The 23,287-nt window shown below is 39.3% G+C and carries 23 protein-coding genes; 18 read left to right on the top strand and 5 right to left on the bottom strand.

The features are described from left to right. Window positions 1-18: 18 nt before the first annotated feature. The 18 genes from DW039_RS02240 (at window position 19) to DW039_RS02150 (ending at window position 18,710) form a co-directional block, all read left to right on the top strand. Window positions 19-714: an Imm43 family immunity protein gene (locus DW039_RS02240; RefSeq protein ID WP_120381718.1), complete on the top strand. Its 696-nt coding sequence runs from the start codon at window positions 19-21 to the stop codon at window positions 712-714. 214 nt (window positions 715-928) lie between these two features. After that, complete coding sequence (locus tag DW039_RS02235) at window positions 929-1,744, top strand: hypothetical protein (RefSeq protein ID WP_120381637.1); 816 nt, start codon at window positions 929-931, stop codon at window positions 1,742-1,744. A gap of 151 nt (window positions 1,745-1,895) precedes the next feature. Next, complete coding sequence (locus DW039_RS02230) at window positions 1,896-2,816, top strand: hypothetical protein (protein ID WP_120381717.1); 921 nt, start codon at window positions 1,896-1,898, stop codon at window positions 2,814-2,816. A 23-nt stretch (window positions 2,817-2,839) separates the two neighbouring features. Then, window positions 2,840-5,113: a hypothetical protein gene (locus DW039_RS02225; RefSeq protein WP_120381636.1), complete on the top strand. Its 2,274-nt coding sequence runs from the start codon at window positions 2,840-2,842 to the stop codon at window positions 5,111-5,113. Window positions 5,114-5,423: 310 nt separating this feature from the next. Further along, window positions 5,424-6,404 (top strand): pseudohemocyanin, encoded by a 981-nt coding sequence (locus DW039_RS02220; RefSeq protein WP_087247568.1) that lies wholly within the window; start codon window positions 5,424-5,426, stop codon window positions 6,402-6,404. Window positions 6,405-6,882: 478 nt separating this feature from the next. Continuing rightward, a complete protein-coding gene (locus DW039_RS02215) occupies window positions 6,883-7,506 on the top strand; it encodes a TetR/AcrR family transcriptional regulator (protein WP_087247566.1) in 624 nt (207 codons plus the stop codon). 2 nt (window positions 7,507-7,508) lie between these two features. Next, window positions 7,509-8,648, top strand: coding sequence for a beta-ketoacyl-ACP synthase III (locus tag DW039_RS02210; protein WP_087247564.1), 1,140 nt, complete (start codon window positions 7,509-7,511; stop codon window positions 8,646-8,648). Between the two features lie 240 nt (window positions 8,649-8,888). Beyond that, the gene (locus tag DW039_RS02205) at window positions 8,889-9,425 is read left to right on the top strand and encodes a TetR/AcrR family transcriptional regulator (protein WP_087247562.1); all 537 of its coding nucleotides are present in this window, start codon (window positions 8,889-8,891) and stop codon (window positions 9,423-9,425) included. Between the two features lie 594 nt (window positions 9,426-10,019). Then, the gene (locus DW039_RS02195) at window positions 10,020-11,837 is read left to right on the top strand and encodes a DUF3945 domain-containing protein (protein ID WP_120381634.1); all 1,818 of its coding nucleotides are present in this window, start codon (window positions 10,020-10,022) and stop codon (window positions 11,835-11,837) included. 53 nt (window positions 11,838-11,890) lie between these two features. Then, entirely contained in the window at window positions 11,891-12,151 is a 261-nt protein-coding gene (locus DW039_RS02190) for a DUF4099 domain-containing protein (RefSeq protein ID WP_120381633.1), read from the top strand. Window positions 12,152-12,226: 75 nt separating this feature from the next. Continuing rightward, a complete protein-coding gene (locus DW039_RS02185; RefSeq protein WP_120381632.1) occupies window positions 12,227-13,996 on the top strand; it encodes a DNA topoisomerase in 1,770 nt (589 codons plus the stop codon). Between the two features lie 291 nt (window positions 13,997-14,287). Continuing rightward, complete coding sequence (locus tag DW039_RS02180) at window positions 14,288-14,503, top strand: hypothetical protein (protein ID WP_120381631.1); 216 nt, start codon at window positions 14,288-14,290, stop codon at window positions 14,501-14,503. Window positions 14,504-14,521: 18 nt separating this feature from the next. Then, window positions 14,522-14,731 carry a hypothetical protein gene (locus DW039_RS02175; protein WP_120381630.1) on the top strand — a complete coding sequence of 70 codons (210 nt, stop codon included), beginning with the start codon at window positions 14,522-14,524 and terminating at the stop codon, window positions 14,729-14,731. 18 nt (window positions 14,732-14,749) lie between these two features. Then, the gene (locus DW039_RS02170; RefSeq protein ID WP_120381629.1) at window positions 14,750-15,811 is read left to right on the top strand and encodes a PRTRC system protein E; all 1,062 of its coding nucleotides are present in this window, start codon (window positions 14,750-14,752) and stop codon (window positions 15,809-15,811) included. 45 nt (window positions 15,812-15,856) lie between these two features. Further along, entirely contained in the window at window positions 15,857-16,078 is a 222-nt protein-coding gene (locus DW039_RS02165; RefSeq protein ID WP_120381628.1) for a PRTRC system protein C, read from the top strand. 36 nt (window positions 16,079-16,114) lie between these two features. Then, entirely contained in the window at window positions 16,115-17,224 is a 1,110-nt protein-coding gene (locus DW039_RS02160) for a peptidase (protein WP_120381627.1), read from the top strand. A gap of 5 nt (window positions 17,225-17,229) precedes the next feature. Then, window positions 17,230-17,931 carry a prokaryotic E2 ligase family D protein gene (locus DW039_RS02155; RefSeq protein WP_120381626.1) on the top strand — a complete coding sequence of 234 codons (702 nt, stop codon included), beginning with the start codon at window positions 17,230-17,232 and terminating at the stop codon, window positions 17,929-17,931. After that, the gene (locus DW039_RS02150) at window positions 17,928-18,710 is read left to right on the top strand and encodes a PRTRC system ThiF family protein (protein ID WP_120381625.1); all 783 of its coding nucleotides are present in this window, start codon (window positions 17,928-17,930) and stop codon (window positions 18,708-18,710) included. The genes DW039_RS02155 and DW039_RS02150 overlap by 4 nt, the downstream gene beginning before the upstream one ends. A 54-nt stretch (window positions 18,711-18,764) precedes the next feature. On the opposite strand, the gene DW039_RS02145 is transcribed toward DW039_RS02150, so the two are convergent. The 5 genes from DW039_RS02145 to DW039_RS02125 form a co-directional block, all read right to left on the bottom strand. Continuing rightward, the gene (locus tag DW039_RS02145) at window positions 18,765-19,070 is read right to left on the bottom strand and encodes an AlpA family transcriptional regulator (protein WP_087247544.1); all 306 of its coding nucleotides are present in this window, start codon (window positions 19,068-19,070) and stop codon (window positions 18,765-18,767) included. 267 nt (window positions 19,071-19,337) lie between these two features. Beyond that, window positions 19,338-19,646 carry a helix-turn-helix domain-containing protein gene (locus DW039_RS02140; RefSeq protein WP_117902171.1) on the bottom strand — a complete coding sequence of 103 codons (309 nt, stop codon included), beginning with the start codon at window positions 19,644-19,646 and terminating at the stop codon, window positions 19,338-19,340. Between the two features lie 234 nt (window positions 19,647-19,880). Continuing rightward, on the bottom strand, window positions 19,881-20,186 hold the full coding sequence (locus DW039_RS02135; RefSeq protein WP_133302531.1) for a hypothetical protein: 306 nt from the start codon (window positions 20,184-20,186) through the stop codon (window positions 19,881-19,883). A gap of 80 nt (window positions 20,187-20,266) precedes the next feature. Further along, window positions 20,267-21,820: an RNA-binding domain-containing protein gene (locus tag DW039_RS02130; protein WP_087247538.1), complete on the bottom strand. Its 1,554-nt coding sequence runs from the start codon at window positions 21,818-21,820 to the stop codon at window positions 20,267-20,269. Window positions 21,821-21,830: 10 nt separating this feature from the next. After that, complete coding sequence (locus tag DW039_RS02125) at window positions 21,831-23,081, bottom strand: site-specific integrase (protein ID WP_087247537.1); 1,251 nt, start codon at window positions 23,079-23,081, stop codon at window positions 21,831-21,833. Window positions 23,082-23,287 lie beyond the last annotated feature (206 nt).

Below are 23,287 nucleotides of genomic sequence, written 5' to 3'. Positions count from 1 at the left end.
GAAAAGATAATAGTACTTATGAATACAGAAGAGCTTTATATTTGGCGATATGGGATAGATAAACTTCCTAAAGGATTATTGGAGTATGGTAAATCTGATGTCTGTGATACCTACGATGAGAGTAAAAGGCAGAAGTTTCAAAATCACGGACGATGGATGTGGAAAGACAAGAATGGTTGGGAAGAAAATTTACCACCAGTCTTATACCTCGTATGCAACAAAAAACCGGGAATCTTGCAATTTGATTTTCTTGAAAAATACAGCATAAAACTTAAAATTGTATCGGAAGAGTTTTTGTCTTTACTTCAAGAAAATGGATTCATTGATAAATATGATATTGCAACTGTCAAGGTAGTAAACAAGAAAAACGAATCTCTAACGGATAAAAAATACTACGCTTTACGTATAAACCATTTTGACAATGATTCTTTCCATTACGGGAAAGGTATAACATTTCATCGAAATGATATAGAGAAAAAAATAGGAATTAGTTTTACAGTATATCCTGATATGAAACTGAAAGACAATTCAATCAAACAGAATTTCTTCGTTTTAGATAGCGTAGAATATGGAAATGGAATAATATTCCGAGAGAGAATTTTGGATAAGGTATTAAATCTGTATAAACCTGAAATTTACAAATTATCAGACTACTCCAAACTATATATAGATAAACGCTTTTATCCATATGGGAATGAATTTATGATTAAATAAAATCCCCTTGTAGATACTCTTGATACCGATAACAGTTTGATTATTAGGAATCGTTATGGAACATACCATACTCCGTAACGATTTCTTTTTTAACGAACTATAATCCAACTTCTGGCAGTTTAAATTACCACCGTAACATTTCCTTTTCTCACTTTTATGGAGTATATTTACAATAGACTGTTCGGGCTATTGTAACCTATAAAAATAAGCGAATATGAAACATTTGGCAGAGAAAATAAAAAGAATAATGACCGCATTCGACCGTAGCCACTACGATTATATGATGTCTAAAGAATACGGAATACCTGATTTTTCCAAATTGTCACAAGAAGAACGCTATGCGTATGAAACGGAAGAACAAGAAAGAGAAGAGTCCTTGATTTACATGGCTGAAAAACTGCTTCCTTTGGTGCAGGCTTATATTGAGGCTAAACATCTTCCTAATTATTATAATGCTTTCTTGGCAGAAATTACACCGTTCTACGAGACAAAAAGAAAAATACTATCAGATACAGGAGATATGGATAGCGAGCTGATGCATGTTTACAGAAAATATCTGGATGCTTTCGATGATTTCAGTATTATAGATGCTCGCAAAGAATTTGACATTTTGGAAAACATTTTAAATAGTACAGCTACTCTGCTTAAAGACTTTGGAATACAGCCAAAATCCGAGCCAGAGGTCTATAAACCCATGATACAAATCTGTAAGACAGCATTTCCTGACAATAAAGATTGTAGCCATTATAAATTTCAGCAAACAGCCAAATGTTATAATCCGGACATATTGATACCGTCATTGGAATGTGCAGTCGAATTCAAGTATGTGGATGATGAAAAAGAGCTCAACAGGACTATGGACGAGATTCTGGCAGATGTCGAAGGTTATAAAGGGAATCCTTCGTATTCTGTTTTCTATGCTGTCTTTTATGCGGCAAATTCCATTTGTTCACCCAAAAGATTCAACAGCATATGGGCAGAAAAGCATTTCCCTGAAAATTGGAAAGGTATTTATGTTCAAGGTAAATGAAATTCGTTATCTATATTAGAAATACTATCTATGTGGATAGTATAAACTTATATAACATAGTAATCACCTAACCATCTCATCTGTATCATGTAGTTTGAAATATAAAAACACTTTACTAGATAAAAAAATAATCAATTATAAACAACATATTATGAGAATGAATAACATAAAAGGTTTTGTCTTCTATGTAGATATATTAGGATTTACAGCATTAACTCAAGATAAAATCCAGCTTACAGAAGACGATTTTAACATCTGGCAAGTCTCTAAACATTTTCAGACTTCAGGGAACCAGGAATTTGCGGCTAATATATTGATAATATTTCGTGAAATCCTGACAAACTGCCAGAATAAGTACCCTAAAGTGAATTTCACCCAGTTGTCCGATTGCGCTTTCGTCTGGTCCGAAAACATGAAAGATGTCATACTATCATGTCATACTATCATGTGGGATTGTTTACAGAATGGAATTTTATGTCGGGGTGGAATTGCCTATGGAGATATTATTGAGGACAATAACAACAATTTAGGACAAATGCTGCTGGGCAATGCCGTGAGCAAGGCTGTAAAGTTGGAACAGGCAGGAGCCAAAGGTTGTCGTGTCTTAATGGATCAAGAAGTTCCAGCATCCTTACATGATTATGATTCATCTTTTTGTGCAGAAATTTACAAGTTATTCCAGCCATTTGAAAATCCTTTAGACTACAAAATTTATGACGAGTTCAAATGGTATTACTCCCATAGTCTGAAAGATTTAAACACGACTAAAGGTATAATTCAGGCAACAGTCGAAAGATTATGCCTCGCTGCAAAATTACAATATCATCCCAGATTTAACTGGAATGTCCGATCTCAAGAGGGTAATATCCATGTAAAATCATCCATGCGATTTACTTCGGCCAATGAACAGAATGTTTTTAATATAGAGCATACCTTTGATTGGAAAGAATTACCAAATTCAAAGCTAAGAACAGAAATAAACTACAACCGTATCGCTGAACAAATTCAAAATGAAGCTGCGTCTTGTATCATCACAAAAGGAGGATTTATCAAGTTTCCTCCAGTACCATAAAAATAACTAAAAAACTTCACATTATGGATATTTTTTCTAAAGACATTATTATACCTATAACAGCTGCCATTCTGGGTATTGCCGTTCCTTTGTTAATTAGCGTCATCCAAAGAATAGACGATAAGTATAAATCTACTCGCCTAATACAGATTTTCATGAATGAAAAAAGCACAAAGTGCTTTATTGGACTGTTGATTATTACCATACTTTTACTGTTCTATCAGCTTGTAGCTCCGCCTAACGATTATAATTTCGGGATTTTTACAAAATACATAGACTATTCTGCCATTATTTTAGCTACAATATTCTGTGTACTATTGACAATCAGCATATTTATGATTTTCACGCTTATCTATATCTATAACGTGCCTGAAAGGTTACAAAAGCATCTTATAAAAAGAAACAATATCACACAAGAGACCAGAAAAGCATGGTTCGAGTTTTTTATTGCCATGCTTAAACAAAATAACGTAGATGTATTACGCAATTGTTATCAGGAATTGTATGACTGGATTGTATCTTTACGTGCAGGTAAACAATGGACTGTAATGGAGTATCCGCCAGAGTTATACGAAGGTATTGTCTCCGTAAATGAGCAACTATGTATGCAACAAAAGGAAGCGGTTTCCATAAAAAACGGTAATGACATTGTTAATGCAATGCTGGATGATTTTCAGTTTACAATAATGCATCAGAATACCTACCGCACAATCTGGACTTGCTTGAACCAGCAATTATTCTACAAACGTAGTGAATGGATTCTCAAATATTGGAATGCTGCCCATTCACACCTGTTTCTCCATCTTCCATCTATCCAACTTGAAGAACGTATAAACGTTTCCTATACCACGTCTGGACAAGTTGTTGCTGACAGTAAAATGGTAGAATTAAGACAAAAAGAACGGAATGAATTTAAGGAATTTCATATCGCATTAGGAGGACTTTTATTATTTAGGAAAGAACACGAACTTCTGAATCAGCTTCTGTATTTCACAAATAGCCAGCCCCCTCACTATGTACTGATTCCAGGTTCACTAGCTGAAATCATTCCACTTTATATGGATTTACTTTCATCAAGTCCCGATTCAATGTACAAGTATGAGCAGAAATATCCTTTCTTTGGCCTTCAGGCTGGCGTACGCAACAACAGCATAATTAACGGTTGGATACAGAAATATCTGTATATCCTAATGTTACGTCTGTCAACCCTTAACCGTTCTTATACTTACGAAGATTTTTATGCACTGCCAGCTCTTCCTGAATCCTTGTCAAAGAAGCATGAATGGTTGAATAATGTTCCAATTATTCTAAAACAGATAGAACAGAACTCCATTCCACTAGAAGAAGTCAAAACAATAATACCATTGGATCAGTCACAGATTTATAGGATTAAAAATAAATTGAAGACTGTACTGGAAATACTTGCGCATTCACTCACTTCCGCAATCCAACATCAAAAAATTACTCAACAGCTGTCTGAAGACGAAATTCACGATTTTTATCAGATAGCATCAAATAGTATTAACCAGGAAATGGAGTGGATTACAAAAGTATCTGACATAACCACTGATGAGGACATCAGCTACAACAAGTTTGATTGTATTGGAAGAATACGGGAATTAATGCCAGCAGAAGCATTCTGTATAGACAAGACAATAGGATATGTCAACTTCAAGGAATCTTTCAGTGCCGCGACCTTACACTCTTTCAGAAACTGTTGGCTCCGAAGTTTCCAATATCTATCTAAAAGAGAATACAGGGTTTTCCCTGAAAATCTTGACAAGGCCTTTCAGGCTTTAAGGCTGACCGACGAACAGGTAATCATCGGATTTCATTTTAACTGGTACAATGCTTACCCTCAGAATTTACAGCAGGAAAACGAGTATCAGTTCAAATCCCCAAACAATAGATTATTGTATAGTTTGCCAGGAGACTACACTATAGAATTTACAAATACCGTAATTATTTTAAATAGGTCAGACTTGCCCAAACTGAAATTAATTGATCCACCTTCTGCGGTTAAGGATAAGTTCCATTTGGAATGTATCAATGAGCAATATAAGCTGTATGCCTCTGTAATCAAATTAGCGGAGAGCAGAAACCTTCTTAATGAATATATCAGAACTGGAGCATATCTAGAGGAAAAACTCAAACAGGCTGCATTGGTGTGTACAGAGCTGAATGCAAAAATATTGTGGAAGGAAAATATACCTATTGTTATGATTAAAGTGCTTGATAGATTTATTGATAGTGGCAATGAAAACCTCTCCGAAATCCGTCCTTTTAATGCCGGCTAATTTTATTTTTTAACATGACAGATTTCCACTACATATCAGACTTATACTTTTTATGAAAAATCGTTATGGAGTATGCAATATTCCATAACGATTTTAAAACATCTAATTGAAATATACTATTCTTGAATAAACAACAATCATCTTTTCATTCTCAAATATAAACTATATATTTCAAATAAAAAGCAGGACAAATTTCGAATAACAAGTTAACCTTGCAATGATTTTTATCAAGATTTGGAACTCTTATCCAAATACCAATCCCTACATTTGCATCGTTAACAATATGTTTCACTTAATTAGATAACAAACTATGAATAATAGCAGAAAAATTGAGTTACTGAACGAACTGGCTTCCAAATTGACACCGCAAAATGTTGATTACACACCACATAACGGCAATTACTGTGTAACGTTAGTGGCAGTACAACCTGTTGACTTTTTCAGTAAAGAAGAACGTAATTTCAAAATTCAAGGCCGTTTGGACGAAGGCAAGACGATTTCAGCTGATTTAATTGTGGAAGGTGAAAAGCTCTTTAGCATAAATCATCTTCCTTACGTGGCACACGAAGGCGACAGAACCCCTATATACAAGATTATCCGTGATTCCATTTTCTGCGCTTACGGAGCCTTGCAGCTTCCCAGCTTGCACCGTTCTATGAGGAAAATCGCTTGGCAGGATTATCCATTTATGAAAAAGGATCATGAGGAACAAGCCAAAGCGGAAATCCGATTTATGAAAAAACTGGCAGCTATAAACAATAATTCCCAATCTTGTACTGGGGCACGGACTGCACTGATACATCATACATCCTCACGTTTAAGAGATTGTCTAATATACTACAAGGAATACGAAACCCAGACATACGAAAAAATACAGGATTCCATGAAAGTATTGCAGCCATTCATCCCTTCTAAGGAAGACAATGAAAATGCTGTTCCAGACATGTTTGTTTGGGAATATTATCCGGATTATCCACGTGAAACCTTCCATAGTCAGGTAGTCATGCTTAACGCCAAAAGTAAAAACAAGAAGCAGTTTTGGTGGGATTATCTGAAACTCAATATCTTTTTGGGCGATCCGGAATATCGTTTTGGATACTATATGCTGATGAACAGATGGCAAATTCCTGTAATTCAAAGATGGATTGCTGAATACCATGAAAAAGGTCTATTCGAATCTCAACGTGCAAAAGATTATCTTCTTTTTTATCTGAAAGCAGGCGAAAAGACTCCAGTCCGCATCCTGAACTCTCAGGGGACACAAGTCAAGGTAAAAATGATTCCAAGATAAATTCAATAACATATCGTTCCTCACAGGGAAAAACAATAATGTATTTTGTCCATATATCCCAATTGGCAAGATGCATTATTGGCTTTTCCCTTTGTTTTTATATAGAATATTTATATTTTTGCAATAAAAACCGTCTGGTCGGTTTTTTATGGTAAATAAAAGGATTTATTGCAGAAGATGGAATACAAAAAGACATAGAGGAACATCTCAATTTGAAATTCCACTTTCTGTTTGGGTTCCTCTATGCCAAACAAACCGACTAATCGGCTTATTTAAAACAAATATAGAAAAAAAAGAGCTACGATAAAGGATAAAAAAAATAAAAAGATGTAGCACAAGGTATTATGAAAAAGCTTTTTGATTCATAAATGCCTTTTATTCACTAGGTTCTTTTACAGATACATACTAATAATATGAAAATAAAATGTATTTTCACCCCAAAAAAAACTACTTTTGTGAGATATTAAAAACAAATGTCATGAAAGGAACAAAAGGTTCAGAAACAAAAGCATTAATCAGAGAGGCCGCATTAAAACAGTTTCTGACAAAAGATTACAGCATGGTCCCTCTGAAGGATATAGAAAACAGTCTCAGTTTGTCAAGAGGATGTATGTCATATCATTACCCGACAAAACAAGAATTGTTTATTGATGTAATCAACTTCTACATCTTAGATGTGCAAAGAATAAAACAGGCATCAAACAATCTGTCCAATCTGTCTTTATTCGAATACCTCAATCAATACATTAACAATATTGCAAAGGTAATGGAAAACCTTTCCCACATTGTTCTACCAGAAGCAAATATTAATGGAACACGTGCGTATATGACTCTGATTTTGCAAGCTGAAAAAAATTATCCCGGATTTCATCAGGCATTGAATGAAATTGAAAGGAATGAATTAGCACAATTAAAACTTGTTGTTGTTAAGGCACAGAAAGAGGGTGAAATACGTAGCACTTGCAATACCGATTTGCTTGTTCAACAAATCAGATTGATTTTCTTGGGTAAATCATATCAAGATTCATTAAGGAATGGACTGGATGTGAATGCTTTAAGAGAACAATTGTTTTTTACATATTTCTTAATCAAAAACAAATAAAAATGAAAAATGATGTTTTTATTACGGGAACATCTTGCTATTTCCCTAATAAACCAGTCTCAAATGAAGACATGGAAGACTTTTTAGGATTGATTGCTGGAAAACATTCAAGAGTCAAACCTATTATTTTAAAACAGAATGGTATCAAACAACGTTATTATGCACTCACAAAAAATCAAGAAATTACACATACAAATGCAGGAATGGCAGCAAGTTCAATACGACAACTATTACAGACCGCTTCTGTTTCAGAGCAGGATATTGAATTGTTGACATGTGCGACATCAAGTCCAGACCAGATGCTTCCATCTCATGCCTCTATGGTTCATGGATTACTAAGAAATAAGCCGATGGAAATATTTTCTGCTTCAGGTATCTGTTTATCATGCCTTCAGGCATTCAAGACAGCCTTTTGGGCAATCGCTACTGGAGAAAAAAGAAATGCAGTATGTAGCACTTCTGAGTTAACATCTGCAACTCTTCTCTCAAAAAATTATGATATGGAATATGAAAAGTGCGCAGACTTAGGTACACAGCCCTATATGGCACTTGAAAAAGATTTTCTACGTTTCATGTTAAGTGATGGTGCCAGCGCTGTATTGCTCCAAAATGATCCAGGAAAAGGAAAAGCTTTAAAAATAGAGTGGATTGAGATGACTTCATTTGCAAATGAACTACCCACATGTATGTTCATGGGAGCAGAAAGTAACGATGACGGAGAACTGAAAGGCTGGAAATCATTCAGTAGCCAAGAAAGGGTAGAACGTTCATTATTTGTCGTAAAACAAGATGTAAAACTATTAAGAGATAATGTCGTACGATATTGCGTAAAACATATCAAATCTTGCCTGGATAAACACAATATATCACCAGATACAATCTCATATGTGCTCCCTCATCTTTCCTCAATGTTCTTTTATGATAAACTTATAAATGAAATGAGACAAGCAGGAATCGGAATTGACGAAAGCAAATGGTTCACAAATTTACCAAAGGTCGGCAATATCGCTTCTGCAGCCATATTTGCGATTTTGGATGAGTTCTGGAACACACACGAACTTAAATCTGGCGAAAAAATACTACTGATTGTTCCTGAAAGCGGACGTTTTTCTTATGGAACAGTACTATTAAGTGTGGTTTAAGTTTGGAAATAAACAATAAATCACTTATTTTTGCACAGATAAAAAAAGACATAGTATAGTATCATATATCATCTTTCAAACGAAAAGTGGAAAATTTCAAAGAGATAAGATGGGATATGACAGCTTGCGCTATATTCATATATAGCACAGGTGCGTCAGCTTCATCTCTAAGGTATTCCACTACCGCGTTTGGGTTGTTGATTGCATCTGTGCTATTATTTTATATAACGTAGCTATGAGATGGACCCTAATTTAAGACAACGAATAATTAATGAAGCGTACAAGCTATTCATTTCTAAAGGAATAAAGCACACCTCATTTTGTGATATAGCCGTAGCTGTAAACAAGTCTAAAGGAGCGGTCATGCATTATTTTCCATCAAAAAATCAATTAGTCAACACGGTTATAGAAAATTGTTTCTTTCCTTCATCTGCCCTATCTCCAGAAATGGAACTTTTGGCAGATAAAGAATGGAGTGAGTTTATCCAGAATTACAAGAACCCTATTGAACGGGCAATCCATAATTTCCCAGACAAACAGGATAAAATCGGATTACTGCATTATATGCAATTCATATCCTCAGCAAATGAATATATGAGTGAATTTCCACAAAAGTATCAAAAACTCCTTGCTGAAGAACAACGTTTCCTTTTTAATGTCATAAGTAAAACAATCACCAAGCATAATCTGATTGTTAATGATATACAAACATTTAGCCGACAATCATTTGAAATGTCAATCGGCAATACCTTTCTGAAATTGATTTCTTCCAAATAAAGACTTACACTCCTGGTAAAAATAGAAATTCAATTTGATTAATCAAATATAGTCTATCCCTTACATCAAAGGTAAATCCCAATCCTGATTTGCCAGCCGCATTTATTCCTTTTTTCAGGAGAATTTTCTTTATGGCTGACGCCATGAAAATTCACCTGAAAAAGAATGCGGCGGCAAACGGATTGGCATTAAATGAAAGATTACAGGGATTAACTGCGACCGACGTGACGCATAGCCGTAAATCAAAGGCGGCTATCCTTATATTCTATATATGGCCGCATAAATACTATGAAAATCCACCTTACTCAATAATAAAAACATAGCCTGCTTATCAACTCCCGATATAAGACAGGGATTTCAGCTCCCTCCGATCTGCATAGTCCGGTGGCTTCGCTATGCTTTTACTCCTACCCTTCCTACCTCTTTTCATTCTTTTTTCCTGCTGTTTCTACATTCTTTCCTATCTCTGGTATGACATCTGATGACATCTAATGACTTATGATGCCATCTATTTATAAATCAATCATTTATTCAATTTATCACTTTACATTTGGACTGTGAAACAAATCAAGTAGTCACTCAAAACAAAAGATTATGGCACAAGAAAACAGTCCTGACAAGGAAAAAAGGCAAGGCCGGACAAAGAAACCGGAAAAGCCTTATGTGGAACAAATTGACGAACTTCTGCTGGTACATAACAAGAATGACCCAAAGGAGGGTTTGGGAGTAATCAGCAAGATGGACGAGAAAGGCAATTATCAGACGGTTACACCGGAAGAGAAGAACGAGAACTCATTCCTTAAATTCGATAAGAATTCGAGTATCCTTGAAAACTTCATCAAGAATTTTTGGAGCCAGCTGAAGGAACCTACGCATTTCAGGCTTATCCGCATGACCTTCAACGATTACAAGCAGAACAAACAGGCTCTCAAGGACCTGGCCGAAGGCAAGAAAACAGACGCGGTAAAGGAGTTTCTGAAACGCTATGAAATCGTACCGAAAGTAAACAATCAGAAAAACAGTCAAACAAAAGAGGAGGAAACAACAATGGCAAAGAAGCAGGAACAGACAGCGCAGGCACAGCCTGAACAGGTATCACAGGTGGAAGCTGCCGCACAGGGACGTGAACAGCAGGAACCGCAACGCCAGCAGACACCCACGTACCGCTACAACGAGAACATGATCAACTGGGAAGAACTGGGCAAATTCGGCGTTTCCAAGGAAATGCTGGAACAATCCGGACAGCTTGACAGTATGCTGAAAGGATACAAGACCAGCAAGACCATGCCACTGACACTCAATATTCCGGGAGTATTGACCGCCAAGCTGGACGCACGCCTTTCATTCATATCCAACGGCGGGCAGGTCATGCTGGGCATCCACGGTATCAGAAAAGAACCGGAACTGGAACATCCTTATTTCGGACATATCTTCACGGAAGAGGACAAGAAGAACCTGCGTGAAAGCGGGAACATGGGACGCGTGGCTGACCTTAACCTACGTGGCAACACAACTGAGCCGTGTCTGATTTCCATCGACAAGAATACCAACGAACTGGTAGCCGTCCGACAGGAGCATGTCTATATCCCGAATGAAATCAAAGGGGTAACCCTGACTCCGGACGAAATCCAGAAACTGAAAAACGGAGAACAGATATTCGTAGAGGGAATGAAGTCCAATCAGGGTAAAGAGTTTAATGCCAATCTGCAATACAGTGCGGAAAGAAGAGGCATCGAATTTATCTTCCCGAAAGACCAGGCCTTCAACCAGCAGACACTCGGCGGTGTACCGCTTTCTCCCATGCAGCTCAAAGCGTTGAACGAAGGACACACCATCCTTGTAGAGGATATGAAACGAAAGAACGGCGAACTGTTTTCCTCCTTCGTTACCATGGACAAGGTTACAGGCGGGCTCCAATATACGCGCCACAATCCGGAAACGGGAGAAATCTACATACCGAAGGAAATCTGTTCGGTACAACTCACACCGGAGGACAAGGAAGCGTTACGAAAAGGGCAGCCCATCTATCTTGAGAACATGATCAACCGCAAAGGGGAGGAATTCTCGTCATTCGTCAAGCTGGACCTTGTAAGCGGAAGGCCACAGTATTCCAGAACTCCGGACGGTTTCAACGAACGACAGGCACCTACCATCCCGGCTGAGGTTTACGGACACCTGCTTTCGGCACAGGAAAGAGCAAATCTTCAGGACGGAAAGGCCATCCTTGTAACGGGTATGAAAGGTCCCAACGGCAAACCGTTCGATTCCTATCTGAAAGTAAACGCAAACACCGGACAGCTGCAATATTTCCAGGAAAATCCGGATGTGCGCCGCAATACCTCACAGCGTGCTTCACAGACTGACAATACCCAGCAACAGGAACAGAAGAAGGGAGCAAAACAGGCTGTCTGAGCAGAACAGGATTCAAATCAATCAAATCATCAACTACTAAAAAAGGAAAGAACATGAACAAGACCAATCATCATATCTACAAGGCTGAACAAATCGACTGGGAAAAACTGGAATCGGTCGGTATCAGCAAATTGCAAATTGAAAAGGACGGAAACATGGACCTGCTCCTTCAGGGAGAGGAAACCAATGTCATGTCCATTAAAATCAAGACTCCTGTATTTTCACTGACCATGGACGCCACACTCAGTCTGATTGAAGACGAGAATGGAAATCCTGTCATCAGCGTAAACGGTATCAACCCTTCAGGTGAATAAATAAGAATCCATAATGTATCATCTCTCTTTCCATACGGTAAGTCCGTATGGAAAGATATAAAAACAGAATTTATCATGATTGCCATATTAACAGACAAACCAAGTGTAGGAAAAGAAATCGGAAAAATCATCGGTGCAACCAGAGTAAGAAACGGATATGTGGAAGGAAACGGCTACATGGTAACGTGGACTTTCGGGAACATGCTGTCACTGGCCATGCCGAAGGACTACGGAGCCCAAAAACTGGAACGGAATGACTTTCCCTTCATCCCGTCCGAATTTGAGCTGATGGTACGGCATACACGCACCGAGAACGGATGGATACCGGAGATTGATGCCGTACTCCAACTTAAGGTAATCGAGAGGGTGTTCCAGGCATGTGACACCATCATTGCGGCTACCGATGCCAGCCGTGACGGGGAAATGACATTCCGCTATGTCTATCAATACCTGAACTGTACACAGCCTTGCTTCCGTCTGTGGATTTCTTCTCTTACCGACGAGTCTGTGCGTAAAGGCATGGAAAACCTGAAGCCGGACAGTTGCTACGACAGCCTGTTCCTTGCTGCCGACAGCCGTAACAAGGCGGACTGGATTCTCGGAATCAACGCCAGCTATGCCATGTGCAAGGCGACTGGCCTTGGCAACAATTCCCTCGGACGGGTACAGACACCGGTACTGGCTGCCATCAGCAGACGCTACCGTGAAAGGGAGAACCATATTTCATCGGACAGCTGGCCCATCTACATCAGCCTGCAAAAGGACGGCATCCTTTTCAAGATGCGCCGCACACAGGATCTTCCCGACAAAGAATCCGCTACAATGTTTTTCCAAGACTGCAAGCTGGCACATCAGGCACAGATTACAGGTATCAACCACAGCGTTAAGGAAATACTTCCACCGGACCTGCTTGACCTGACACAGCTTCAGAAGGAAGCGAACATCCGCTATGGTTTTACCGCATCAGAGGTGTATGACATCGCACAGTCCCTTTATGAAAAGAAACTGATTTCCTATCCAAGGACTTCCAGCCGTTATCTGACGGAGGATGTGTTTGACTCGCTTCCACCAATCATGGCGCGTCTGCTATCATGGGAGCTGTTCCCTGGCGCTAAAGGAACTGGAGGTATTGACATATCCAGTTTGTCCCGCCACGTAATAAACGCAGAAAAGGCCAATGTACATCATGCCATCATCATTACAGGTATCCGTCCCGGGAATCTGTCCGAAAAGGAAATACTGGTTTACAGACTTGTAGCCGGAAGGATGCTTGAAGCATTCATGCCTCCGTGCCGCATAGAAACGACAAATGTTGAAGCGGTTTGTGCAGCGCAACATTTCAAGGCCGAACAAACAAGAATCATTGAAGCCGGCTGGCATGACGTGTTCATGCGTTCCGACATGGTCCCAAAATCGGGATATTCCGTCAATGAACTCCCCGAAGTAAAGAAAGGTGATAACCTGAATGTATGCGGATGCAACATGGTACACAAAAAACAACTGCCGGTAGATCCGTTCACGGATGCAGAACTGGTGGAATACATGGAACTGAACGGACTGGGCACGGTATCTTCACGTACCAATATCATCCGTACACTGGTTAACCGTAAGTATATCCGTTATTCAGGGAAATATATCGTTCCGACCCCGAAAGGCATGTTCACCTACGAAACCATCCGTGGAAAGAAAATTGCGGATACTTCACTTACAGCAGACTGGGAAAAACAGCTGGCCGGACTTGAAAGCGGAATGATAACCGGGCAGGACTTTCTTAATAGGATCAGGACTCTCGCCAAGGAAATGACCGATGACATTTTCAACACCTATTCCACAAAAGAAGAATAACATCCATATCAATATAACCACAAGAATGCAGGCCGGAAGGTCTGCATTTTTTGTGTCCGTACAGAAAAGAATCTGTTTTTCCGCTTTTAAGCGGCAAAGGTCTTGGATTGCCTGCCTTTTGCCGCAAGGCTGCCCTGAAGGGCTTGGCTGGACAGGAAAAAATCATCCTCGCTGCGCTCCGGTATTTTTTCCTGCCAGGCCTTGCGCAAAAAGGCAATCCAAGAGGCCGGAGGCCTATAAAATCGGGAAAACACATCCCGATGGGATTATTCATTCATAAAATTAAGGATTATGAAACTACAGATTATCGAAAGTATCAGCAAGCATGCAGTAACCCTGGTACTGGTTATCGAAATACTTATGCTGACAGACAAAGGTATCATGCCTACCGGTATTATTGCAATGCTCCTGCTCACCGGAGGAATCATAGGATTTCTTTTCAGAGCTCTTCTACTGATTGTCAGGATAGCATTTATCTTTTTCATTGTCGGACTCCTGTTTTTCTAACCAATAAAACCTACAGATATGAAAACAAGTACATGTATATCTTCCGCTCCTGTCATGCCGGCTGTATGGCCACAGAGCGAACATATCAGACCGGTCAAAAGACGTCTGCCCAATACAGTTGATGAGCCTAAAAACATCGGCTACTATCTGGAATCTCTACGTGATATTTCCAGAAATCCTGACAGAGAGAATGTCCTGAAAGAATTCTTCAAGGAAACTTATGTATAACCATAAAATTTTTCAATTATGTTTTTTCAATCAATTTATCAGATGATTACAGCAGGTACGGATCTGAATATCAACATCCGTAAAGTGGATAACAGCCTGAGTGTGGCAGTCATGCCAAGGCGGAACAGCCTGAAAGAGGATACGCGGCAGAACATGGTGCCGCTGGTCGTGAACGGAACACCGGCAGAACTGGATATGGGTTTCCTGCAGACCGTACTCCAACCGATACAGAAAGTACAAGGGCTGCTTGCCAATGCGGAAAATTTCGAGAGACAGGCAGAAATGGCTACATCACAGGTCAAATCATCCAAAACTCCAATAGTACCGGCCGAATCAAAGGAAGCCAGGGAAAAACGGGAAAAGATGGAAAAGCTCCTCAAAAAGGCTGATGATGCAACCGCTGCAAAAAGGTTCTCCGAAGCAATGACATGGCTGAAACAGGCACGGGTGCTGGCTCCTTCAGAAAAACAGAAGGAGATTGACGAAAAGATGCAGGAAGTACAGAAACAGGCCAGTGCAGGAAGCCTGTTCGGTATGGCAGAGGAACCGGCGCCAGTAATTCCCCAACCACAAAGCAGCATGAACGGTCAGCCACAGCCCGGTATGCAAACAAGCATATTCCCGGAGCAGCAGACCCATACTATGAATCCTGAAGCTGTCATGCAGCCTGCTCCACAGCAGATTCCTCAGGAAATGCCTCAACCGGTATATGGAACGAACGGAGCATATATCCAACCAGCTCCAAACCGCCCCGTGATGCAAGGAACAGGTATGCCACAAGGAGCTGCAATGCAGCCCTATCCGCAGCAGCCGGCTTACCAGCCTGAGGCGGCTCCTTATCCACAACAACAGGTACGGCAGCCGACAAACGGCCATATACCGAACGGAACGGCACAGGTACAGAACGGAAACGGACGGGAATACCAGACTGCACCGGCAGCCCATGATACATTCTACTTCGATCCGGAAGACGAAAATGACAGGGAGCTTCTAAAAGAGGACCCGTATGCGGAATATCCGGATTTTCCGGCCGAGTACCGGATGAAGGACGAGGCACAGGTAGAAATGATATACTGCTGATATATAAAAATAAATGATTTGTAAAACCAATAAACTATAAACAATATGGCACTGGAAATTAAAGGAATGAAAAGACTCTTCAAAATGAAGAAGAACAGTCAGGAAATCGTACTGGACGATCCGAACGTAAACATGTCTCCGGCTGAAGTGATGGACTTCTATTCCATGAACTATCCGGAACTGACCACCGCGACCGTACACGGACCCGAAATCGAGGACGACCGGGCGGTATATGAATTCAAGACAACCATCGGAGTGAAAGGGTAAGGACATGAAAAAAGGACAACGTAAAGACAAGAAACCATGTACACAACTTACGGAACGGGCTTTGGAAAATTTAGCCAGACTTATCATATCGGAACTCGAAAATACGGACATAAGCCGGGGCATCAGGAGCAGAAAGAAAAGAAAACTCCCTCCAGCAGAAAGCCTCATGGTTTTCTGAACACGAGAATACCTTCCATCGCTCCCGACCTGTATGTGGAGAATGACAGGGATGTAACGGTAAATGTCACCACCAAAGAGAATCTTGATTTCCTGTACCGTTCAGCCATGAAGTATGCGCAGCTCCTGGATGTGGAGCTGCCATACCATCCTACAGGCAGGACTTCTATAAGAGAAAAAATATGCCTGCTATATAATGCGCTGGATGCCATAGTATCTCATCATGTGAATCTGGAACTTGTCGGTGACAGGCTCCAGTTCTGTATCTACCATTTTCACGAATGGCCCGATTACACCCTGTTCCTGATACCAATAGATTTTACGGAAAGACTGAAAGGTGAAATTAAAAAGATTACATTGGAGTTCATCAGACGGTTCATCAAGTATCACAGGATGATGGATATAACCAATACACCATATTATGATATGTCTGAAGTTTGTATTGAGTGTGTGGACTTTGAACAGCTTGATGAGGAAGAGAAAAAGGACCTTTACAGAAAGGACAAGCTCTTCAAGTCATACGAAAAAGGGAGAATCCACAGAAAACTGTGCCGGATGTACTCCAGGGCTTTTTGCCGGAATCTGGAAGAACATATCCGAAACTGTAATCCTTCCAGCAATAAGGAAAAAAGACTTTTGGAACTGATTACTGAAGGGATGTCCCTGATTGCAAAGGATAGTCCTCATATCTTGAATTATGACTATGATTATGCAAGTGAAAAGGAAAGGGATTTTGAACCGCCACCGCTCGAATATCAGATTCTGCTTACGTATTCCATCACGGATACGGTTACCAAGGATATGGAAAGCTGTTTCAGTACCGATTGTCAGGAGACATATAACCAGACTCCCGTATCATTTACCTTCATCACACCGGAAACAGAGGAACTGTTCAAGCCGGACAACTATCCGGAACGGTTCTCCAAATGGTTTGAAAAGTTTGTAGAATATGTTACCTATAATTTATAAACGTCATGAATGAACTCACCAAAGATATACAGAAGATGATGGTGCCGAAGGCGGCCATCATAGCCTACAAGTATGAAGACAGAAGAAATTCTGACACCAGGTACTTCATAGAATTGCGTGCCATCGGAAAAAGCGGACAGATGGGGGCAGGTATTCCCGTCACATACGAATTCATGAATACCCTGCTGGAATCCTATACGGAGGAAATGAGCGGAATACCGGCAGGCAGAGTCCCCGAAAACATGCTGGCCTGCAATCCGAGGAAAGGACAGGAAGAATATGTATGGTACAATCCACCCGGAAAAAGACAAATGTTCTTTCACAAAAACCTCAATATACAGGACGGTGCCTTCAATCTGCCGGGGGTTGTCTATCGCGTAAAATGTGGAAACATGGATGTGTTTGCCTTCAAAGGGAAACGTCCGGTGGAAACGACACCGCTGTTCCGTGCCCCGTTCTTCAACGTGACCGAATCAAGTGTCTGCCTTGGCAGCAGTTCATTGGAAAAGCCGCAAAACCCCACTTTTCTTTCTCTGCTTGAATACTGGGAAAAACGGTTCTGGCTGACCGAATTCTCCCATCTGGGAGGGACAACGAATCCGACCGTTTCCAATCTTGTTACAGTCACAGAGAATGCGAGAAACAACCCGTTTGACATGAACGAACTCAAACCAATGAATAAACAACTTAAAGACATACTTCCATGAAAAAGATACATTTTACCGACCGCTACCTGCTCAATCCGCGTCATCCGGTAACGGTGTTTGTCATCGGAGCCGGAGGTACCGGTTCACAAGTGATAACCAATCTGGCACGCATGAGCATGGCGCTTCAGGCATTGGGTCATCCGGGACTGCATGTCACCGTATTCGATCCCGACACAGTAAGCCAGGCTAATATAGGACGTCAGCTTTTCAGTGAAGCGGAACTGGGACTGAACAAGGCCGTATCACTTGTCACACGCATCAATTGTTTCTTTGGATATGCCTGGACTGCGGAACCGCAATGTTTTCCCATCAGAAATTTTTCAGGAAATAGCACAGCCAATATCATTATAACCTGTACGGACAATGTACGTTCACGTCTTGAACTCTGGAAGTTCCTAAAAAAAGTACGCAAAGAAAACTTCAGTGACCATTCGGCTCCCATATACTGGATGGATTTCGGGAACAGCCAGACAAAAGGACAGGTCATCATCGGGACGGTACGTGAGAAAGTTCTCCAACCTTCTTCACAGGAATATATTCCCATGCCTAAAATGAATGTCATCACCGAGGAAGTGGACTATGCAAAAATCAAGGAAAAGGAATCGGGGCCGAGCTGTTCACTGGCGGAAGCACTGGAAAAACAGGATTTGTTCATTAACTCCACACTGGCACATATCGGATGTGACATATTATGGAGAATGTTCAAGGAAGGAAAGACACTGTATCGCGGTGCCTATGTCAATCTGGAGACATTGAAAGTGACCGCAATCCCGGTATAATGCATAAGTGACCGTATCATCTTTCCATCAGAATACGGTCACTTAGTCTATTTGCTATTTACTATTTACTACGTTCTTACCACGCTGAAGCAGGAAACTCTGTATCTCTGAGGCAAGATAGAATGATTTCCCATTCTTTTCCACCGAGTAATATTTAATCTTGCCCTCTTGCCTGTAACGTGCCAAGGTTCTTTGTGACACACCAAGGAGTTCTGCCAGATCCACATTATCAAGCAGCCTGTCTCCGTTCATACATTCTTTCAGACGGTTCATCTGGTCCAGTTTCTTTTCAATGCGGGCAAATCCCTCTACCATTGTACCTATCAGTCTTTCGAGTATCTCATTATCTATATATGACATAATTCCAATGTTTAAGTGAATAAATCGATACTCCCGTTGTGCGCACTCTAAGAGTATATACTTATAGTAGTGAAAATAGTATGCCTTAATTTCAGATAATGTCTAAAAATACATTACATCCTGATAATCAAGTATATAAATTTTATCTATTTCATATTAGTGTAAACCGGAAGTGTAAACTTTGAAATGCAGAATTGATAACAGGTTAACAACATTGATATCCGATACTATATGATAATATGTTTCCATATGAATACTTATACCAGATTATACTTTATCTGTACTACCAGACACTAACTGTTCATGTGCCCATTCTACAAGAGATTTACGAGAAAAAACCAGTTTGTTTCCATACTTCATGAAAGGAATCTGTCCGAGTGAAGTCATTTTATACAGCTTAGCTTTAGAAGTAGGAAATCCATGCTCATCCAATACCTTCAATGCACTAGATAAATTCAAAGTATCAGGTAATCCAGATGAAATTGTTTCTTTATTATTCCCTGAATAATATTTTGAAATAGCTCTGAATACGATTTCTTCAATTTGTTCTTCTGTTGCAACTATAATACCTGCCATAATCAAACATTTTGCGGATTAACTACTCGATTTTACCCCTATTACTTCAGAGGTTTCAAGACAAAGAAATTATAAAAACAAATAGTATTCAAACAGGAAAACATATATACAAGCTATGACATTTAATGACAAAAACCGTCATTTAAAGACAAATGAAAATGCCATTTCAAGGAGCTGTCATCAAAAGTCCTTAAAATGGCATCAAATTGCAACTATTATATAGATGATAAAAAATTATTGCTTTTGTTTTCTAAGTTGAGAAATAACCTCATTTACATCAAAAAACTTAAGATTATCATATGATTTCTCACTATATTTTATCAGACCATCCTTTAGCCACTTGTTCACAGTTGCAGGAGTAACTTTCATCCATTTTGAAAGATGAATATTTGTTATCAAATAATAACCGTTCAACTGTGTCAATTTATGCTTATTTGCAGAAAATCCACGCTGTAGACGGTCAACAAGTGTATCTATATCCTTTTTTAAAATTTGTGGAGCCGGTTTATTTTCTTTAATCGTCAATTCTATAGACTTCATATCAAAATTATTCAATTGAGGCAGCTTGGATAACTCCTCTATGATATGAACTGCACACTTCAAATCCTGAATCTTGAATATTAATTGCTTCCGTCTTGGCATAGTAGTGATTTCCCTTTTTCAGTGGTATAATATTTCTGCAAACGGCTGTTAGGCTTATCAGGAACAGTCATTGCCAACAATCCTTCCTCAATCAGAGGGTTTATATATTTCCTCTTAAACTTTGTTCTATCACTAAAATTGAATAAAGCAATAATCTGAGTTAAAGGATTTTCGAGCAAGCATGTTTCCAATATAGTTTTTATCTCCTTTTGACTTAATGCCAACTTAGTGCCGACTTGCTGCCAACTTAGTGCCGACTTAGTGCCGACTTGTCGGTGACTTGTCGGTATATTTTCCATAAACTCAAACTCTTTAGGGTCGCGATAAGTAATAGAAAAGACAAACTCCTCTCCACTATGAATCTCTATCTCAGAGTTTTCAAAGTACAACGGAGCATATTTCCGAATATTTTTCTGTCCAGATCCAAGCTCCTCAGCCCATTTCATTTCACGGAATACCTTTGTTATTAGCGGATTCTTTGTACGGGTACGCCAGTCATTTATATCTATATCCCCTGTTTGGAAAGGTTTCGTCCAATTCTCCGTTATAACCCGGTCACGGAATATGAGGAACTTATTGCTATATGAACTGATATACTCACGATGCAGAAGTGTATTCGAGATTATTTCTCTGAATATCATTACCCGTAAGTCCAAACGGTCTATTCCATTATCCGCCAAACGAAACTTATCAGGCATGTTGCGTTGCACGAAATTCAACAAACGGATATATGACTGAATCAAATTTACGCATATCATATCCCGGTCATTGTAACGAATATCAGGGTCAGTCGGAAGCGGATGCAAGAAACGCTCGTAAGACACGCTACGATAAATGGCATCCGTACGATGCCACGGACAACAGTTCAGAATAGTCTGTTCCTTGCCAAATAAAAGAATGGCAGCCAACTTATATCCTTCCCTATTTGTTCCCCGTTGCTTACCCCAGAACAGGCTTTTCAGGAATTCTTCATTTGTCATGCTCAACCACGGATGATTGGAGTTATGAATAGAAATGTGGCTACGCATAATCTTGAACGATTCTTCATCCATATCTGCCAATGTTACATCGGGAAATACTTCATTCTCGGAAGACTCCTTTTCTTTTCGCATGAACATGTTCTTAACCAGATAAGTATGCTTTGACACATCATTGTCTGCATCACCCCAACGGTCATAAAAACGGTTCTTATATCTATGTACCTGTTCACTCTCCGGCACACTCAGATACAGGATAATCTTACCGTCAATCTCTGTCTGCTCCGGCGTGATTGGCATTGGAGGAAGAAACAGTTCAGGATTATTCAGTGTATTGATAATACTTTTGGTCATATCTGTTACGCATTTAGGGTTAATTCCTAATATAGCCCCATCATCATCCACTCCTAAAAAGATATATCCTCCCTCTGCATTCAGAAAAGAACATACCGTTTCATACACGGAAGCCGAAACCTTATCCGTGCATTTCTTAAATTCTACTTGTCTATTCTCGCCATGCAAAAGCAAGTCTTTTATTTTATTTGTTGATAACATACCGTTTCCTTTATAATACTTTTACCGCTTCGTCTATTACGCTACTGGCAAAGCTATCCAAATAAGTATTGGTCGTTGACAAATCACTATGACCCAATATCTGTGAGATAACTTCACGTGGTACTTGATTGTCCTGTAAAGTCATAGCCATTGTATGACGGCTCACATAACTGGTCAGCTTCATGTCCGTAATCCCTAAAGTCTGCGCTAAATTAGCCAAATTCTTGTTATTACGTCCAAAACGGCTACGAATATGATTATATAATTGTTCTCCTTTATATCCTGGAATAGAAACGATTGGTAATAAATAATCTTCTACCAAAATTGTATTAGAAGCAAACCAGTCCATCAATTCCTGAATTTCAGAAGTTATCTTAATCTGAATAGGTTTTACTTTCTTTGCTTCTTTTGTCTTATTTCGTTTATAAACAATATAGCTTCCACCATTATAACGGATTATATTGTTTTTAGTCAACAGTGCAGCGTCAATAAACGATATTCCATAACAATAATAAGAAAATAGGAACAAACGTCTTGCAAGTTCTTGAGCATGACTTTTAACAGCAGTATGTTTCAGTTTATCCATATCTTCATGTGGCAAATAGCGCTTTGCTGTTTCTTCTTCCAAGGCAGAGATATTAAAACCTCCTTTTCCAAAAGGATAGGTGACTTCAGAAGCCTCCTGATCTTGTATAGCCTTATTTAAAATTGCACGCAGAGCTTTGAAATAATATTTCCGGGTATTTCCTTTACACTCTCGTTTCTGAAGAAATACATCGAAAGCCTTTACATATTTAATGTCTATTTCAGAAAACACTTTCTTATCAAACTTACTATCAAACAATTCAAGCATATGTAAAGTACGACTATAACAAACTGAATTTCCTACATGACCAGTATCCTTTAACGTAGTTATTGTCTTATTGAAATAATCCTTTACTTTACCTTTTGAGGCCTTATTCAAAAATGCTTCTTCAAACTGATTTAAAGTCCAATCAACCCTTTCTATTTCAAAGTTGCGAAATATTTCATTAATCTGGGTTTCTATTTCAGATAATCTTGCATTCCATATTTTAAATTTAGGTACAATTTTCTTATCAGAAACAAATCGACCATCAGATTCATTCCACTGCTCTTTTGTTGAAACCAATCCAGTTCGTATTAACTTACTTTTTCTTTCTTTAGTAATTCTAATAGAAACCGGAAAACTGCCATCTTTACGTTCATTACCCGCAAACAGAATAAACTTATATGTTGCCATAGATATAGGTGTTATATTTATTTTCCTACAACAAATCTACAACATTTTGAGCAAAAACCATCAAAACAGAAGAAAATTTATAGAAATTAAATAGTTGATTATCAATAAAAACCATGCTGAAAATCAAACAAATACAAAATACATGTATCATAAAATAAGCCCCTGGGGGGCGTGTGGTCGCAAGTTCGAATCTTGTCATCCCGACT

Source organism: Bacteroides sp. AF39-16AC (assembly GCF_003602735.1).
Taxonomy (GTDB): domain Bacteria; phylum Bacteroidota; class Bacteroidia; order Bacteroidales; family Bacteroidaceae; genus Bacteroides; species Bacteroides uniformis.
This window is presented reverse-complemented; position numbering and strand designations above follow the sequence as displayed.

Bases quoted from the DNA above. Each gene is read 5' to 3' on its own strand.
- DW039_RS02155 (WP_120381626.1), top strand. From the start codon at position 17,230: ATGAATGAACTCACCAAAGATATACAGAAGATGATGGTGCCGAAGGCG.
- DW039_RS02145 (WP_087247544.1), bottom strand. From the start codon at position 19,070: ATGTCATATATAGATAATGAGATACTCGAAAGACTGATAGGTACAATG.
- DW039_RS02140 (WP_117902171.1), bottom strand. From the start codon at position 19,646: ATGGCAGGTATTATAGTTGCAACAGAAGAACAAATTGAAGAAATCGTA.
- DW039_RS02220 (WP_087247568.1), top strand. From the start codon at position 5,424: ATGAATAATAGCAGAAAAATTGAGTTACTGAACGAACTGGCTTCCAAA.
- DW039_RS02135 (WP_133302531.1), bottom strand. From the start codon at position 20,186: ATGAAGTCTATAGAATTGACGATTAAAGAAAATAAACCGGCTCCACAA.
- DW039_RS02150 (WP_120381625.1), top strand. From the start codon at position 17,928: ATGAAAAAGATACATTTTACCGACCGCTACCTGCTCAATCCGCGTCAT.
- DW039_RS02165 (WP_120381628.1), top strand. From the start codon at position 15,857: ATGGCACTGGAAATTAAAGGAATGAAAAGACTCTTCAAAATGAAGAAG.
- DW039_RS02235 (WP_120381637.1), top strand. From the start codon at position 929: ATGAAACATTTGGCAGAGAAAATAAAAAGAATAATGACCGCATTCGAC.
- DW039_RS02130 (WP_087247538.1), bottom strand. From the start codon at position 21,820: ATGTTATCAACAAATAAAATAAAAGACTTGCTTTTGCATGGCGAGAAT.
- DW039_RS02190 (WP_120381633.1), top strand. From the start codon at position 11,891: ATGAACAAGACCAATCATCATATCTACAAGGCTGAACAAATCGACTGG.
- DW039_RS02215 (WP_087247566.1), top strand. From the start codon at position 6,883: ATGAAAGGAACAAAAGGTTCAGAAACAAAAGCATTAATCAGAGAGGCC.
- DW039_RS02125 (WP_087247537.1), bottom strand. From the start codon at position 23,081: ATGGCAACATATAAGTTTATTCTGTTTGCGGGTAATGAACGTAAAGAT.
- DW039_RS02170 (WP_120381629.1), top strand. From the start codon at position 14,750: ATGTTTTTTCAATCAATTTATCAGATGATTACAGCAGGTACGGATCTG.
- DW039_RS02230 (WP_120381717.1), top strand. From the start codon at position 1,896: ATGAGAATGAATAACATAAAAGGTTTTGTCTTCTATGTAGATATATTA.
- DW039_RS02195 (WP_120381634.1), top strand. From the start codon at position 10,020: ATGGCACAAGAAAACAGTCCTGACAAGGAAAAAAGGCAAGGCCGGACA.
- DW039_RS02180 (WP_120381631.1), top strand. From the start codon at position 14,288: ATGAAACTACAGATTATCGAAAGTATCAGCAAGCATGCAGTAACCCTG.
- DW039_RS02240 (WP_120381718.1), top strand. From the start codon at position 19: ATGAATACAGAAGAGCTTTATATTTGGCGATATGGGATAGATAAACTT.
- DW039_RS02185 (WP_120381632.1), top strand. From the start codon at position 12,227: ATGATTGCCATATTAACAGACAAACCAAGTGTAGGAAAAGAAATCGGA.
- DW039_RS02205 (WP_087247562.1), top strand. From the start codon at position 8,889: ATGGACCCTAATTTAAGACAACGAATAATTAATGAAGCGTACAAGCTA.
- DW039_RS02210 (WP_087247564.1), top strand. From the start codon at position 7,509: ATGAAAAATGATGTTTTTATTACGGGAACATCTTGCTATTTCCCTAAT.
- DW039_RS02160 (WP_120381627.1), top strand. From the start codon at position 16,115: ATGTACACAACTTACGGAACGGGCTTTGGAAAATTTAGCCAGACTTAT.
- DW039_RS02225 (WP_120381636.1), top strand. From the start codon at position 2,840: ATGGATATTTTTTCTAAAGACATTATTATACCTATAACAGCTGCCATT.
- DW039_RS02175 (WP_120381630.1), top strand. From the start codon at position 14,522: ATGAAAACAAGTACATGTATATCTTCCGCTCCTGTCATGCCGGCTGTA.